The sequence below is a fragment of the Bradyrhizobium sp. SZCCT0231 genome, from assembly GCF_018130245.1.
Lineage (GTDB): Bacteria > Pseudomonadota > Alphaproteobacteria > Rhizobiales > Xanthobacteraceae > Bradyrhizobium > Bradyrhizobium japonicum_F.
In genome coordinates, this window is the sequence record NZ_JAFCKP010000001.1 from 429,250 (window position 1) to 443,620 (window position 14,371).

12 protein-coding genes are annotated in these 14,371 nt (G+C 64.2%); 4 read left to right on the top strand and 8 right to left on the bottom strand.

Going from position 1 to position 14,371, the window contains the following annotated elements:
• Window positions 1–30 precede the first annotated feature (30 nt).
• From JQ566_RS01985 to JQ566_RS01995, 3 genes are all read left to right on the top strand, one after another.
• Window positions 31–840: a crotonase/enoyl-CoA hydratase family protein gene (locus tag JQ566_RS01985; protein ID WP_212369025.1), complete on the top strand. Its 810-nt coding sequence runs from the start codon at window positions 31–33 to the stop codon at window positions 838–840.
• A 180-nt stretch (window positions 841–1,020) separates the two neighbouring features.
• Complete coding sequence (locus JQ566_RS01990) at window positions 1,021–2,565, top strand: acyl-CoA synthetase (protein WP_212369028.1); 1,545 nt, start codon at window positions 1,021–1,023, stop codon at window positions 2,563–2,565.
• A gap of 163 nt (window positions 2,566–2,728) precedes the next feature.
• Window positions 2,729–3,133: a YccF domain-containing protein gene (locus tag JQ566_RS01995; protein ID WP_212369031.1), complete on the top strand. Its 405-nt coding sequence runs from the start codon at window positions 2,729–2,731 to the stop codon at window positions 3,131–3,133.
• A gap of 85 nt (window positions 3,134–3,218) precedes the next feature.
• Here JQ566_RS01995 and JQ566_RS02000 read toward each other — a convergent pair whose 3' ends face one another.
• From JQ566_RS02000 to JQ566_RS02015, 4 genes are all read right to left on the bottom strand, one after another.
• On the bottom strand, window positions 3,219–4,643 hold the full coding sequence (locus JQ566_RS02000) for a TRAP transporter large permease (protein ID WP_212371446.1): 1,425 nt from the start codon (window positions 4,641–4,643) through the stop codon (window positions 3,219–3,221).
• Complete coding sequence (locus JQ566_RS02005) at window positions 4,640–5,203, bottom strand: TRAP transporter small permease subunit (protein ID WP_212369034.1); 564 nt, start codon at window positions 5,201–5,203, stop codon at window positions 4,640–4,642. The genes JQ566_RS02000 and JQ566_RS02005 overlap by 4 nt, the downstream gene beginning before the upstream one ends.
• A gap of 94 nt (window positions 5,204–5,297) precedes the next feature.
• Window positions 5,298–5,876 carry a TRAP transporter substrate-binding protein DctP gene (gene dctP / locus JQ566_RS02010; RefSeq protein WP_212369037.1) on the bottom strand — a complete coding sequence of 193 codons (579 nt, stop codon included), beginning with the start codon at window positions 5,874–5,876 and terminating at the stop codon, window positions 5,298–5,300.
• 5 nt (window positions 5,877–5,881) lie between these two features.
• On the bottom strand, window positions 5,882–6,403 hold the full coding sequence (locus JQ566_RS02015) for a type 2 periplasmic-binding domain-containing protein (protein ID WP_212369040.1): 522 nt from the start codon (window positions 6,401–6,403) through the stop codon (window positions 5,882–5,884).
• Window positions 6,404–7,586: 1,183 nt separating this feature from the next.
• Here JQ566_RS02015 and ppc point away from each other — a divergent pair.
• Window positions 7,587–10,385 carry a phosphoenolpyruvate carboxylase gene (ppc, locus tag JQ566_RS02020; protein ID WP_212369042.1) on the top strand — a complete coding sequence of 933 codons (2,799 nt, stop codon included), beginning with the start codon at window positions 7,587–7,589 and terminating at the stop codon, window positions 10,383–10,385.
• 131 nt (window positions 10,386–10,516) lie between these two features.
• Here ppc and JQ566_RS02025 read toward each other — a convergent pair whose 3' ends face one another.
• The 4 genes from JQ566_RS02025 to JQ566_RS02040 all read right to left on the bottom strand — a co-directional run bounded on the left by JQ566_RS02025 (window position 10,517) and on the right by JQ566_RS02040 (window position 14,359).
• Window positions 10,517–11,629 carry an SMP-30/gluconolactonase/LRE family protein gene (locus JQ566_RS02025; protein WP_212369045.1) on the bottom strand — a complete coding sequence of 371 codons (1,113 nt, stop codon included), beginning with the start codon at window positions 11,627–11,629 and terminating at the stop codon, window positions 10,517–10,519.
• Between the two features lie 116 nt (window positions 11,630–11,745).
• A complete protein-coding gene (locus JQ566_RS02030) occupies window positions 11,746–12,660 on the bottom strand; it encodes an SDR family oxidoreductase (RefSeq protein WP_212369048.1) in 915 nt (304 codons plus the stop codon).
• 142 nt (window positions 12,661–12,802) lie between these two features.
• Complete coding sequence (locus tag JQ566_RS02035; RefSeq protein ID WP_212369051.1) at window positions 12,803–13,942, bottom strand: thiolase C-terminal domain-containing protein; 1,140 nt, start codon at window positions 13,940–13,942, stop codon at window positions 12,803–12,805.
• 3 nt (window positions 13,943–13,945) lie between these two features.
• Window positions 13,946–14,359 (bottom strand): Zn-ribbon domain-containing OB-fold protein, encoded by a 414-nt coding sequence (locus JQ566_RS02040; protein ID WP_212369054.1) that lies wholly within the window; start codon window positions 14,357–14,359, stop codon window positions 13,946–13,948.
• Window positions 14,360–14,371: the final 12 nt, after the last annotated feature.

The following is a 14,371-nucleotide window of genomic DNA, read 5'->3' on the forward strand; positions in this document are numbered from 1 at the left end:
CACCGAACAAGAACAGGGGAGAATTGATCCATGGAAGAGCGCGTCTCGATCTCGATCTCGGAAGGCGTCGCCGATGTTCGTCTGGTGCGTGCGGACAAGATGAACGCGCTGGATCAGCCGATGTTCGAGGCCCTTGTTGCGGCAACGGACCGGCTTTCGAAGGACAAGAGCGTGCGCGCCGTCGTTCTCTCGGGCGAGGGCCGCGCCTTCTGCGCCGGTCTCGACATGGGGCGTTTTGCCGCCATGAAGGAGAAGGGTGGTAACGGAATTCCGGGTGGCGAAAATCGCGATCTCACCAAGCGAACGCACGGCCAGGCGAACTTCCCGCAACAGGCGGTGTGGGGCTGGCGCCAGCTTCCGGTTCCCGTGATCGCGGCCGTGCACGGCGTCGCCTTCGGCGGCGGCTTCCAGCTCTCGCTCGGTGCCGACATGCGCTTTCTCAGCTCGGATGCGCGGATGTCGGTGATGGAGATCAAATGGGGCCTCGTGCCAGATATGGCGGGCACGCCGATCCTGGCCTCGCTGGTGCGCGATGATATCCTGCGCGATCTCACCTACACCGGCCGCATCTTCTCCGCGCAGGAGGCGATGGCTTACGGCCTCGCCACGCGCATCTGCGACGATCCGCGCGCGGCAGCTCTCGAAGCCGCGCGCGAGATCGCCGGCAAGAGCCCCGATGCGATCCGCGCGGCCAAGCGTCTCCTCAACAATCTCTCGGTCGATCCGGGCCCGGCGCTGCTCGCCGAGTCCGTCGAGCAGCAGAAGCTGATCGGCAGTCCGAACCAGACCGAGGCGGTGCGCTCGAATCTGGAGAAGCGCGCGGCGAAGTATGTGGATTAGCCTCCTGTCATTCCGGGGCGCCGCGTAAGCGGCGAGCCCGGAATCCATGACCCCGACTCGTGGTTATGGATTCTCAGATGCGCAATTGCGCATCGTAGCCTGCGCCTTCGGCGCATCCCGGAATGACGAGGGTGGTCGTGGCTAAAGTCTTCAACCCGACGAAAGATCGGAACTCGACAAATGAGCGAAACGTCAGACTTCCTCGGCATCGTCTCCGGCGACCGCCGCCGCACCCACACCGAGGTCGCGGCTCGCGCCGACCGCATCGCGAGCGGCCTTGCTAAAATCGGCGTCAAGCAAGGCGATTGCGTTTGCATGCTGATGCGCAACGACATCGCCTTCCTCGAAGCCGCTTACGCCGCGATGCGGCTTGGCGCCTATGGCGTGCCGATCAACTGGCACTTCAAGCCGGAGGAGATCAGTTACATCCTCGAGGACTCCGGCACCGCAGTGCTGATCGCACATGCCGACATGCTGCACGGTTTGCGCGATGCCATTCCCAACGGCGTCACCGCGCTCAGCGTGCCGACGCCGCAGGAAATCCGCTCCAACTACAAGATCGATCCGGCTCATCTGACGACCCCGGACTTCGCGATCGACTTCGAATCCTGGCTCGCGCAACACCAGCCTTATGACGGCCCCATCGTGCCGCAGCCGATGAACATGATCTACACCTCGGGCACCACGGGCCATCCCAAGGGCGTCCGGCGCAACGCGCCGACGCCGGAGCAGCAGGCCGCCGGCGAGCGCATGCGCGCGATGATCTATGGGCTCAAGCCTGGCGCCCGCGCGCTGCTGCCGGGCCCGCTCTATCATTCCGCGCCGAACTCGTTCGGCATCCGCGCCGGCAAGCTCGGCGGGGTGCTGGTGCTGATGCCGCGCTTCGAGGCGGAGGAATTTCTGGAAGCGATCGAGCGCTACGAAATCGACACCATCTTCATGGTGCCGACCATGTTCATCCGCCTGATGAAGCTGCCGGAGGCGGTGCGCAGGAAGTACGACGTCTCATCGCTGCGCCACGTCATCCACGCCGCCGCGCCGTGCCCAGCCGACGTCAAGCGCGCCATGATCGAATGGTGGGGGCCGGTGATCCACGAATTCTACGGCTCGACGGAGTCCAGCGCCGTGACCTTTGCGACCTCCGAGGATGCGCTGAAGAAGCCCGGCACCGTCGGCAGGATTTCGCCCGGCGCCGAGCTGCGCTTCCTGGGCGAGGACGGAAGCGTGCTCGGCGTCGGCGAGATCGGCGAGATCTATTCCCGCATGGCGGAGCTCGCCGACTTCACCTACCACAACAAGCCGGAAAAGCGCGCCGAGATCGATCGCGGCGGCTTCATCACCTCCGGCGATGTCGGCTATATCGATGAAGACGGCTACGTCTTCATCTGCGACCGCAAGCGCGACATGGTGATCTCGGGCGGCGTCAACATCTATCCGGCCGAAATCGAGTCGGTGCTGCATGCCGTATCAGGCGTGCATGATTGCGCGGTGTTCGGCATCCCCGACGCCGAGTTCGGCGAGGCGCTGATGGCCGTGGTCGAGCCGCAACCCGGGATCACACTCGCTGCCGCCGACGTGCGCGCGCTGTTGAAGACCTCGCTCGCCGATTACAAGGTGCCCAAGCACATCGAGATCCGCAGCGGCCTGCCGCGCGAGGATTCCGGCAAGATCTTCAAGCGCCGCCTGCGCGATCCCTATTGGGAGCAGGCGGGACGGAAGATTTAGCCCAAATTCGTAGCCCGGATGGAGCGCAAGCGTAATCCGGGATCTCTCGCCGCGGAGAGATCTTCCCGGATTGCGCTGCGCTCCATCCGGGCTACGCCGTGCGTCTTAGCAGGGACAGATTCCGAACCTATATAGACGGGATCATCCACCTGCGGATCATGCCATGACCCCCGTCTCCATCCTGCTCAACATCCTCTGGATCCTCATCGGCGGCGCCTGGATGGCGTTCGGCTGGCTGATCGCTGCCGTCATCATGGCCGTCACCATCATCGGCCTGCCCTGGGCGCGGGCGGCGTTCAACATCGCCGTCTACACGCTGCTGCCGTTCGGATCGCGGGCGGTCAGCCGCTACGAGGTCACGGGTGTCGAGGATATCGGCACCGGCCCGCTCGGGGTGATCGGCAACATCATCTGGTTCGTGCTCGCCGGCTGGTGGCTGGCGCTCGGCCACCTCGTGACCGCACTGGTGCTCGCGATCACCATCATCGGCATCCCCTTTGCCTGGGCCCATCTGAAGCTCGCAGGCATCGCGCTCTGGCCGATCGGCAAGGTGATCGTGCCGGCGTGAGGCGCGTTGTCCCATCAACGTCGGCGTTCGGCGGCAGAGCGGAGCCGTGTGGCGCCGTCGCCGGCTCAAGGCAATCGCGCGGGCGCTACTTCTTTTTTGGTGTCAACCAGTCCTCGTCTTCCAGGGACGGTGCTTGTTTCTGCTGTTCCAGGATTTTTCTGTACTCCTCCGGGATCACCTGGCTGCGAGATGCTTCTTGCAGCGTGTGTGGGAACCAGGTCGCAATGCCTGGGAAAGCAATCATCAGGCCAACGCAGATCACCTGCAGTATCATGAACTGGAACATGCCAGCGTAGATCGTCGCGAGACTCCAGCCCTTGACCACCTGCTTGAGATAGTACGCTGACATGGCGACGGGCGGCGACAGGAAGGCGGTCTGCAGCACCACCGCAACCAGCGCTCCGAACCATATGAGGTCGATGCCCATGCCTTTCACGACGGGATAGAAGATCGGCAGAAACACCAGGATGATGGCCGGCCACTCAAAGGGCCACCCCAGCAGGAAAACGAGAAGGAGCACGACAATCAGCATGAGGCTCGGCGGCAACTGCAGGCCGAGCATCGTCTCGGTGATCCAGTTCGCCGAGCCAAGGCGGGCGAACACCGCACCGAAAATGTTCGACGTGACCGCCAGCAGCAGGACCATGCTCGACGTCGCCATCGTCGAGGTCATAGCGCGCTGCAGTCCGCTGAACGAGAACCTGCCATATGCGATGGCGAGGATCAGTGCGCCGACGCTGCCGATGCCGGCCGCCTCCGTCGGCGTCGCAAGCCCCCCGATGATCGAGCCGAGCGTCGCCGTGATGAGCCCGAGCAGCGGCAGCGTGCCGACGACCACCTCGCGCGCAATGTATCCAGCGGAGTAGATCCGCTCATCCTTTGGCACTGGCGGCCCGAGCTTGGGATTGATGAAGGAGCGGCCCATCAGATAGGCGATGTAGACGCCGGCCAGCAGAAAGCCCGGTCCGAAGGCTGCAGCATAGAGATCGGCGACCGAAACCCCGAGCACCGGCCCCATCACGATCAGCATGACCGACGGGGGAATGAGAATACCGAGCGTGCCGCCCGCCGTGATGGTGCCCGCTGAAAGCTTGGCATCATAGCCCGCCTTCGTCATGATCGGCGATGCCATGATGCCAAGAACGGTGACGGCTGCGCCGACGATACCTGTCGCCATCGCGAACACGGTCGAGGTCAGGATGACGACGAGGAAGAGTGCGCCGCGCACCGGCGCAAGCAGCATGCGGAACGCCGTAAAAAGGCGCTCCATGAGTCCCGCCTGCTCGGTGATGAAGCCCATGAAGATGAACAGCGGTACGGCGGCGAGAAGTTCTTCCTTCATCATGCCGATGGTCTGGAAGTAACCAAGCTCGAAGACCGTCCCGCCCATGCCCCAGTAGCCGAACGCGAAGGCGAGAAACAGCAATGTGAACGAGATCGGCACACCGATGAAGATCGCGCCAAGCAGCACCAGCAGCATGATGAGGCCGATGAGCGCTTCTGCGGTCATATCTCGACCTTCTCCTTGTGCTCCAGTTCGACGCCGGTGCGCGCCATGTAGATGCTCTTGATCAACTCGGACACGCCCTGGACCAGCAGCAGGAGGCAGGCGAGCGGCACGACGAACTTGAACGGCCACAGCACGGGCCGCCAGGGTGTCTGGTCCGAAGTCTCGTTGATCAGCCAGGCGTAGTGAAATTCGTTCCAGCTGATCAGGAACAGCATGATCAGGCTCGGGAAGAAGAAGACGACATAGGAGATCGTATCGATCCAGCCCTTCCTGCGGATCGAGAACTTCTCCCAGAAGAAGTCGGTACGGATATGAGCACCCTTGTGCAGCGCGTAAGCGGCGCCAAGCATGAAGAGCGAGCCGTACAGCATGTAGGTTGCGTCGTAGGCCCATATGGTCGGCGCGTTGAACAGGTAACGCGCTCCAACCTCGTAGGCAACGGCGAGAACCAGCGGCACCGAGAGCCACGAGATGATCGTGCCGGTACGGTCCGTGAAGCCGTCGATCACCCTGATGATGGCCAGTAGCGCCGGCGGCTGCCTGCCTGTTATCTCAGCCATGCCTCGCCCCTTTCGCCGATCATTCGTGCGGCGCAAAGCAGGCCGCCTGCGTGCGAATTGAGGGCGGTCGAATCGGCCGCCCTCGGAGGAAGTCCTATTTCTCGGTCGGGAAGTAGTAGTTCGCCATGAAGGAGTATGGCGGGAAATAGGACCTCTTGTACGGCACCACAGCGCTGGCATACGCCTTCTGCGAGTCGTGCACCTTCTTGAAGAACGGGTTCCTGGCGCCCTCGGCCGCCGCGATCTCGTCCCACTTCTTGATGAAGGCCAGCAGGATCTCCGTCGGCGTGCGCAGGATCTGTACGCCGTGCTTCTGCTGCATCTCAATCAGCGCATCGGCGTTCTGGCGCTGCCACTTGGTCCACCAGACGAGGAATGTCTCGTTGGCCGCCGACTTGATGATCTCCTGATGTTGCGGGCTGAGCTCCTTCCACACATCGCCGTTGATGACGAGCTCGCCGATCGTCACGTTCTCATGCAAGCCGGGTGAATAGTGATACTTCCAGACGTTGTGGAAGCCGAGCTGCAGGTCCTCGATGCCGCCGACCCATTCGGCGCAATCGATCACGCCGCGTTGCGCGGAGGGAATGATTTCTCCGCCCGGCATGTTGACCACCGTGAAGCCGAGCGCCTGCCACACTTCGCCGGCCATGCCGGTCTGGCGGCATTTCATGCCCTTCATGTCCTCGACCGTCTGGATCGGCTTCTTGACCAGCCGAACGCCTGCGGCCCTGCAGGCAGGATTGGAAACACGACGAGGTTGAGCTTGAGCTCCTTCTGATAAAACTCGTTGTAAAGCTCGAGGCCGCCGCCGTGATAGAGCCAACCCATCATGTCCATGTAGTCCATGCCGAACGTTCCGCCGGGGCCGCCGGTGAACAGGATCGCGGTCTTGTTCTTGCCGGTCCAGTAGCCGGCCCACGCATGCGCTCCGTCGAGCACCTTCTTGTGGGTTGCGTCCAGCACCTCGAACGCCGGCACGACCTGGCCGGCGGGCATCGCCTCGATCTTCAGCGCGCCGGCTGACAGCTTGTTCACCCGGTCGACGAAATAGGTGAAGTTGTCATAGAGCGTGAGCGACGCCGGCCATGTGGCCTGCATCTTCAACACCTTCGTCTGCGCCATGACTGTTGTAGTGGATGCGACAAACGCCGAAGCGATCAGGGCAACGGCGACCAACCCCAGAAACAAGCGTTTCATGAGCCATCTCCTCCCTTGGACAACGTGACCGCGGCGAACTATTCTCTTCGTTGTTTTTGGTCGCCAAGTCTTCAAACCACGTCTGTCATCATTCTGCCACCATCGCCGCAAGTTGTCATCTTGCTTTCTGGCCGCAGCAAGCGCTGGAATTGGACATGGTCGAGACCTCAGCTCTTGGCCCTCGTCAATGAGCATATCTCCGGTGCTGCGGGACGCGGCCAGGCGATGCTGCGCACACCATGCCTCGCGTTGCCCGACGGGCAAAACACGCCAAATGCAGATCAAGGGGCGGGAGTGTAATTATTCTGATTGGCCGAATTTTGCATTTCGGGTAAACCGCAACACATCCCGGCCCGTCAAAGGGACGTTTCGCGATCGTCACGATACGTAGGCTGGGATGCGATGGACGCGGCAGCGCCGGCGCGTGACGGGGTGGCAGGGCGGGCTGAGGCCCGTGAGCCGTCACGATCCGCGGAACGACACGGCGCGGTCACAGCGTTTCTTTTCGGCGTTGGGGGCGAGCACGCGCGAGCTTCCGACTGTCTGGGGAGGGACGTCCGCGGACGGCAAAAGCGTGTGGTCCTGACGCCCGGGGTCTGTGCGTCAAGGCTTGCGGTGGTGAAGCGGCCCGACCGGACCGCGCGCATCGATCATCCGCAAGGTGACGGGGGCAATAGTGCATCGCTCCCCGGGGAGAGCGCGCCATAAGCCGTAACACCATTGCGCAGGGAAGGCCGGGATGTCCCGGCGTCACCTGTGGTCACCCCGCGTGCGTCTTTCGCGTGCGGACCCTGGGTGCCGGCCGGCGCCCGGCCTTCCCTGCGCCCTTGCTTCTCGACGAGGGTGAAACGGACAGCAAAGCTCGGGCGGAACACGCCGCGAGACCGCGAAGGCATGTGCATTGATGAGATTGCAGCTCTCGTGCCCCGGACGCAGCGCAGCGCGCCGCGTCTTCGCGGCGTGGTGCGCTGCTGAGCCGGGGCCCATATTGCGGGCAATGTGCTCTGTGGCTTCTGGATCCCGGCTCGGCGCAGCAACGCTTGCGGCGTTGCTGCTTGTCCGGGACACGCGATCATCACCCCGGCACTGTGCGCCGCCACCAAGTTCATCTTGCACTGCGGCAGAAAAATATCGCACACTCGTTCGGACCGTGCCGCCAAGGGCGCGAGCAGGGGAGCGAGCCATGTCCCTCCAGACCGTACCATCCGACGCCACTGAGCATCGCCCCAACCGCCCTGAGGATGTCCAGGCGATGGAGGCCGATGCGCGGCTGCGGGACGACATCCGCCTGCTCGGGCGCATTCTCGGCGACACCGTGCGCGACCAGGAGGGGGCTCATGTGTTCGACCTGGTCGAGCGCATCCGCCAGACCTCGATCCGGTTCCACCGCGACGAGGACCGGCTCGCCCGCCGCGAGCTCGAGCAGATCCTCGACAGCATGTCGATCTCCGAGACGGTGCGGATCGTCCGCGCCTTCAGCTATTTCTCGCACCTTGCCAACATCGCCGAAGACCAGAACAACATCCGCCAGATGCGCGCCCGTGGTGCGGGCAAGACCGGCGGCTCCGGCGTGCTGGCGGAGACGCTCGCCCACGCCAGGGACGCCGGCATCGGCCCCGACCAGCTCCGCAGCTTCTTCAAGACCGCTCTGGTCAGCCCGGTGCTGACCGCGCACCCGACCGAGGTCCGCCGCAAGAGCACCATGGACCGCGAGATGGAGATCGCTGGCCTGCTCGATCGCCGCGAGCGCGTCGCGCTGACAGGGGAGGAGGCAGATGCCAGCGACGAGCAGCTCCGCCGCGAGGTGCTGACGCTGTGGCAGACCAACCTCCTGCGCCGGACCAAGCTCACCGTGCTCGACGAGGTCGGCAACGGCCTGTCGTTCTACGACTACACCTTCCTGCGCGAGGTGCCGCGGCTGGTCAACGCGCTGGAGGATCGGCTGGAGGAGGGCGGCGAGCAGGCCGCGGGCGAGCTCGCCTCGTTCCTGCGCATGGGCAGCTGGATCGGCGGCGACCGCGACGGCAATCCCTTCGTCACCGCCGACGTGATGCGCGGCACGCTACGGCTGCAGTCGAGCCGGGTGATGCAGTTCTATCTGAACGAGCTGCACGTGCTCGGCGCGGAGCTGTCGATCGCAGCCCACCTCGCCGACGTCTCGGAGGAGCTGCGCACCCTGGCGGAGCGTTCGCCGGATACCTCGCCGCACCGGAGCGGCGAGCCTTATCGTCTAGCCGTGTCCGGCATCTATGCGCGCCTGACCGCGACGGCCGAAAAGCTCGAGGTCGAGATCACGCGCCGGCCGGTCGGCAAAGCGGCGCCTTACGACAGCGTCAGGGAGCTGCAGGCCGATCTCGACGTGCTGCACCGCTCGCTGATCTCCAACAACGCCCGCGTCATCGCCCGCGGCCGGCTGCGGCTGCTGCGCCGCGCGGTGGACTGCTTCGGCTTCCACCTGGCCCGGCTCGACATCCGCCAAAACTCGGCCGTGCACGAACGCACCATCGCCGAGCTGATGGATGCCGCCAATCCCGGCATGTCCTATCTTGCGCTCGGCGAAGACGCGCGCATCTCGCTGCTCACGAACGAATTGCGCTCGACGCGCGCGCTGGTGTCGCCCTTCGTCAAATACAGCGACGAGACCATGGGCGAGCTCAACGTCTTCCATGCCGCCGCGGAAGCGCATGCGAGGTTCGGCTCGGACGCCATTCCCCAATGCATCATCTCGATGTGCAAGGGCATGTCCGACATGCTCGAGGTCGCCGTGCTCTTGAAGGAGGTCGGTCTCGTCCATCCCTCCGGGCGCAGCGCCATCAACATCGTGCCGCTGTTCGAGACCATCGAGGATTTGCAGGCCTCCTCCGGCATCATGGACCGCATGCTGTCGCTGCACGATTACCGTCGCCTGGTCGACAGCCGCGGCAGCGTGCAGGAGGTCATGCTCGGTTACTCCGACAGCAACAAGGACGGCGGCTTCGTCACCTCGGGCTGGGAGCTCTACAAGGCCGAGATCGGACTCGTCGAAGTGTTCGAGCGGCACCATGTGCGGCTGCGCCTGTTCCACGGCCGCGGCGGCTCGGTCGGCCGCGGCGGCGGTCCGAGCTATGACGCCATCATCGCGCAGCCCGGCGGCGCCGTGAACGGCCAGATCCGCATCACCGAGCAGGGCGAGATCATCTCGTCGAAATATTCCAATGCCGAGGTCGGCCGCAACAATCTGGAGATCCTCGCTGCCGCGACGCTCGAAGCAAGTCTTCTGCATCCGCGGCAGAGCGCGCCGCGCCGCGAATATCTGGTCGCGATGGACGAGCTCTCGAACCTCGCCTTTGGGGCTTATCGCGGCCTCGTCTACGAGACCGAAGGCTTCGTCGATTATTTTTGGGCCTCGACCGTCATCAACGAGATTGCCACGCTGAACATCGGCAGCCGTCCGGCCTCGCGCAAGAAGACTCGCGCGATCGAGGATCTGCGCGCCATCCCCTGGGTGTTCTCCTGGGCGCAATGCCGCCTGATGCTGCCGGGCTGGTACGGCTTCGGCAGCGCGGTCGAGCAATGGATCGCCGCGCATCCAGAGCAGGGCATGCCGTTCCTGAAAGAGCTCTACAAGGAATGGCCGTTCTTCCGCATGCTCTTGTCCAACATGGACATGGTGCTGGCGAAAAGCTCGATCGCGATCGCCTCGCGCTATGCCGAGCTCGTGCCGGATGAAGCCTTGCGCGAGAAGATTTTTGGCCGCATCCGCCGCGAATGGCATTCCTGCATCGAGACGCTGCTCGATATCATGGGCCAGGACCGATTGCTTCAGGGCAATCCGCTCTTGGAGCGCTCCGTGCGCCACCGCTTCCCCTATCTCGATCCGCTCAATCACGTGCAGGTCGAGCTGCTGAGGGAGCACCGCGCGCAGAACCCGGACGAGCAGGTGCTGCGCGGGATTCAGCTGACGATCAACGGGATCTCGGCGGGGTTGAGGAATACGGGTTAGAAGCGAATGGCCACCACACGCTCAGCCGTCATGCCCGGGCTTGTCCCGGGCATCCACGTTCTTCGTGCCGCGCGTCAAGGCGTGGATGGCCGGGACAAGCCCGGCCATGACGCGTGGTGATGCAGTGACCCTCAACAGAAATGCGCCCCTTGCGTCTCCACATAGACCGCATAGAGCGACTGGCTCGCGGTCATGAACAGGCGGTTGCGCTTCTTGCCGCCGAAGCAGACATTGGCGCAGGTCTCCGGCAGCAGGATCTGCCCGATGCGCGCGCCGTCGGTCGGTGCGAACACCTGCACGCCGTCGTAGCCCGGCCCGACCCAGCCGGCGCCGACCCAGATGTTGCCTTCGGTGTCGACGCGCAATCCGTCGGGGAAGCCCGACTTGCCCTCGAGCTTCATGTCGATCAGCCGCTTCGGATTTGAGAGTTTAGGTCCGTCGATGTCGTAGGACCACACCACGTTCTCGGCCTGCGGATAATGCGTGATGCCGGTGTCGCAGACATAGAGCTTCTTGTAGTCGTGGGAGAAGGCAATGCCGTTCGGCTTGAACGGCTCGTCGGCGACCTTCGCGACTTGTCCGGTCTGGGTGTCCAGGCGATAGACCGCTTCCTTCTGGTGCGGCTGCAGCGAGCCGGTCTTGGCGAGCTTGCCTTCGTAGATGCTGATCGCGCCATAGCCGGGATCGGTGAACCAGATCGCCTTGTCGTTGGGGTGCACCACCATGTCGTTGGGGCCGTTGAGCGGCTTGCCGCCAGCCTGCTCGGCCAGCGTCGTCACCGCACCGTCATGCTCGTAGCGGACGAGGCGCGTGCGCTCGGCGCTGATCTGGCGTCCCTCGGTGTCGAATGAATTGCCGTTGGCTTCGTTGGACGGCTTGTGGAACTGCTCGGAGATGTGGCCGTCATCGTCGAGATAGCGCAGCTGCCGGTTGGCCGGGATGTCGCTCCAGACGAGGTATTGTCCTTGCGCATTCCACGCCGGCCCTTCGGCCCACAGGCAGCCGGTATAGAGCCGCTTGATCGCGGTATTGCCGACCTTGGCCTTGAAGCGCTTGGGGTCGATGACGACGATGTCAGGATCGGGATAGCGCTGCGGCTCGGCATTGGTGCCGAAGTCGCGGGCGTCGGCTTGTGAGGCGAGGACGGTGGACGCGGCGAGCACCGCTGCGCCTTTGAGGACATCGCGCCGGCCGAGCCGGCTGCTTGCAGTCGTGTCGTCGGGGTTGGTCAGTATTCTTGTCATGGTTTCCTCCCAAAGTTTCGTTGGGAGGGCACCATTCGCCTGCATTCGGGCGTAAACCGGGGCGATCTCCGATCGAGACAACCGGAGATCGCAGGGCAGGGATGCCGGAAACGCGGCTAGACGGGATCCCAGGTGAAGATGTCGGCGGAGCGGTCGAGCTTGTAGAACGAGCCCTTCAGCGCCGGCATGCCGTGTTCCGCGATCGACTGCGGCGTCCAGCCTTCGCTCCGCTGCACCGAGCGGATCGGGCGGTTCTGGCTGAACAGGAAGATCTCGTTCATGCGCACGCCGAAGATCTGGCCGGTGACGTCCTTGGCGGAATCGGAGATCAGATAGCCGCACAGCGGCGCGATCTTCTCCGGCCCCATCTGCTTGATCTTCTCGACCCGCGCCTTCTCGGCTTCGGTCTCGGTCGGGATGGTGCCGATCATGCGGGTCCAGGCGAACGGCGAGACGCAGTTGGAGCGGACGTTGAAGCGGCCCATGTCGAGCGCGATCGACTTCGACAGCCCGACGATGCCGAGCTTGGCGGCGGCGTAGTTGGCCTGGCCGAAATTGCCGATCAGGCCCGAGGTCGAGGTGAAGTGCACGAAGGAGCCGCTCTCCTGCTCGCGGAAGATGCGCGCCGCGGCGTGGCTGACGTAGAACGAGCCCATCAGATGCACCTTGATGACGGCCTCGAACGCTTCCACGCTCATCTTGTGGAAGATCATGTCGCGCAGGATACCGGCATTGTTGACGACGCCGTCGAGCCGGCCGAAATGATCGGTCGCGGTCTTCACGATCTTGCTGGCGGGGATCGCTTCGGCCACCGACTCGAAATTGGAAACCGCAGTGCCGCCGCGCTTCTTGATCTCCTCGACCACTTCCTCGGCTGGAGCGGCGTTCGAGCCGGCGCCGTCGGCGGCCCCGCCGGGGTCGTTGACGACGACCTTGGCGCCTTCGCCTGCGCACAGCAGTGCAATCTCGCGCCCAATGCCACGGCCCGCGCCGGTGACGATGATGACCTTGTCTTGCAGTGATTTCGTCATGATGGTTCTCCGCTAGCCGTTCCAAATTCCGCCGTCATTCCGGGGCGCGCCTCTTGGCGCGAGCCCGGAATCCATCGCGCTACCGTCGTTGCGGTCCGATGGATTCCGGGTTCGCGCGGCGCGCGCCCCGGAATGACAGCCACTATCTCTCGTTCGTAAACACGATCGTGCCACTCGCCGCGAACATGCCGCCGACGCCGTGGCACACCGAAATCTTCGCGTTCGGCACCTGCGCCGGCGCGATGCCGCGCATCTGGCGCACGCTCTCCTGGAGTGCGTACATGCCGTACATGCCCGAATGCATGTAGCTCAATCCGCCGCCATTGGTGTTGAGCGGCAGCTTTGCGCCGGGCCGCGTGTTGCCGTCGGCGATGAACTGGCCGGTCTCCTCGTAAGGCATGAAGCCGAGGTCACCGAGGCCGAACAGCGGCAGATGCGCAAACGCGTCGTAGATCATGAGATGGTCGACATCCTTGTGGGCGATACCTGCTTCCTTGAAAGCCAGCGGCCCCGCGGTCTTGAAGGCACGCGAAGAATTAAAAGTCTCCATCTGACTGACCATCGGCGTCTCGACGCTCTCGCCGGTGCCCATGATGTAGACCGGCCTTCTCGGAAAATCCCTGGCGCGATCGGCCGAGGTCAGGATCAGCGCGCCGCCGCCGTCGGTGACGAGGCAGCATTGTAGAAGCCGGAACGGATAGGCGATCATGCGCGAGTTGAGGACATCAGTGACCGTGATCGGGTCCTTCATCATCGCGCGCGGATTCTTCGCCGCCCATTCGCGCTGGACGACGGCCACCGAGGCGAGCTGCTCGTGCGTGATGCCGTAGGTCTTCATGAAGCGCAGCACGGGAATCGGGAACATGCTGGGCGGGCCGTAGACGCCGTAGGGCGCCTCGAACTGGCCGTTGAGGCTGTCAGCCGGCGTCGAGCGCGGCAGCTTGCCGATCATCGACTTGCCGCTCTCGGCATGGGTGATCAGCACGGTCTTGCACAGGCCGGCCTCGATCGCCGCCGCCGCATGGCGGACATGCAGCATGAACGAGCAGCCGCCGACCGAGGTGCCGTCCACCCAGGTCGGCTTGATGCCGAGATAGTGGCAGACCTGCTGCGGCGTTTCGACCGCGGTGGCAAAGCCGTCGATGTCGGACAGCTTCAGCCCGGCGTCGGCAATGGCGTTGAGCGCCGCATCCGCGTGCAGTTGGAGCTGTGAGGCGTTGGGGATGACACCGAGCTCGGTGGTCTCGGCCGCGCCGACGACGGCAACCTGGTTCCTGCGCATGACTTACCCCTTCGCCGGACGGAAGACGGGGAGGGTGATCTTGTCGTCGAGCTCCTGGAAGGCGACCTCGAGCTTCATGTCGAGCTCGAGCGCTTCGGGAGTCTGCGGGCAGTCGATGATGTTGCTCATCATCCGCGGGCCCTCGTCGAGCTCGACCACCGCGATGGCGTAAGGCGGCGTGAAGCCGGGCGCGGCGGGGCGATGGTTGATCACGTAGCTGTAGAGGAAACCCTTGCCGCTCGCCTTGAAGATGCTGACCTTGCGCGAGGCGCAGGAGGGACAGAACGGGCGCGGCGGGAAGTAGACATGCGCGCAGGCGTCGCAGCGCTGCAGCCGCAATTCGCCCGCTTTGGCGCCGTCCCAGAAATGCTGGGTTTCCGGCGTCGGTTTCGGTCGCGCGCGCTGCGGTTCGGCCATGTCGGAACGCCC

Coding starts and splice junctions, on each gene's coding strand:
- ppc (WP_212369042.1), top strand. CDS start 7,587: ATGTCCCTCCAGACCGTACCATCCGACGCCACTGAGCATCGCCCCAAC.
- JQ566_RS02025 (WP_212369045.1), bottom strand. CDS start 11,629: ATGACAAGAATACTGACCAACCCCGACGACACGACTGCAAGCAGCCGG.
- JQ566_RS01995 (WP_212369031.1), top strand. CDS start 2,729: ATGACCCCCGTCTCCATCCTGCTCAACATCCTCTGGATCCTCATCGGC.
- JQ566_RS02000 (WP_212371446.1), bottom strand. CDS start 4,643: ATGACCGCAGAAGCGCTCATCGGCCTCATCATGCTGCTGGTGCTGCTT.
- JQ566_RS01990 (WP_212369028.1), top strand. CDS start 1,021: ATGAGCGAAACGTCAGACTTCCTCGGCATCGTCTCCGGCGACCGCCGC.
- JQ566_RS02015 (WP_212369040.1), bottom strand. CDS start 6,403: ATGAAACGCTTGTTTCTGGGGTTGGTCGCCGTTGCCCTGATCGCTTCG.
- JQ566_RS02030 (WP_212369048.1), bottom strand. CDS start 12,660: ATGACGAAATCACTGCAAGACAAGGTCATCATCGTCACCGGCGCGGGC.
- dctP (WP_212369037.1), bottom strand. CDS start 5,876: ATGAAATGCCGCCAGACCGGCATGGCCGGCGAAGTGTGGCAGGCGCTC.
- JQ566_RS01985 (WP_212369025.1), top strand. CDS start 31: ATGGAAGAGCGCGTCTCGATCTCGATCTCGGAAGGCGTCGCCGATGTT.
- JQ566_RS02005 (WP_212369034.1), bottom strand. CDS start 5,203: ATGGCTGAGATAACAGGCAGGCAGCCGCCGGCGCTACTGGCCATCATC.
- JQ566_RS02035 (WP_212369051.1), bottom strand. CDS start 13,942: ATGCGCAGGAACCAGGTTGCCGTCGTCGGCGCGGCCGAGACCACCGAG.
- JQ566_RS02040 (WP_212369054.1), bottom strand. CDS start 14,359: ATGGCCGAACCGCAGCGCGCGCGACCGAAACCGACGCCGGAAACCCAG.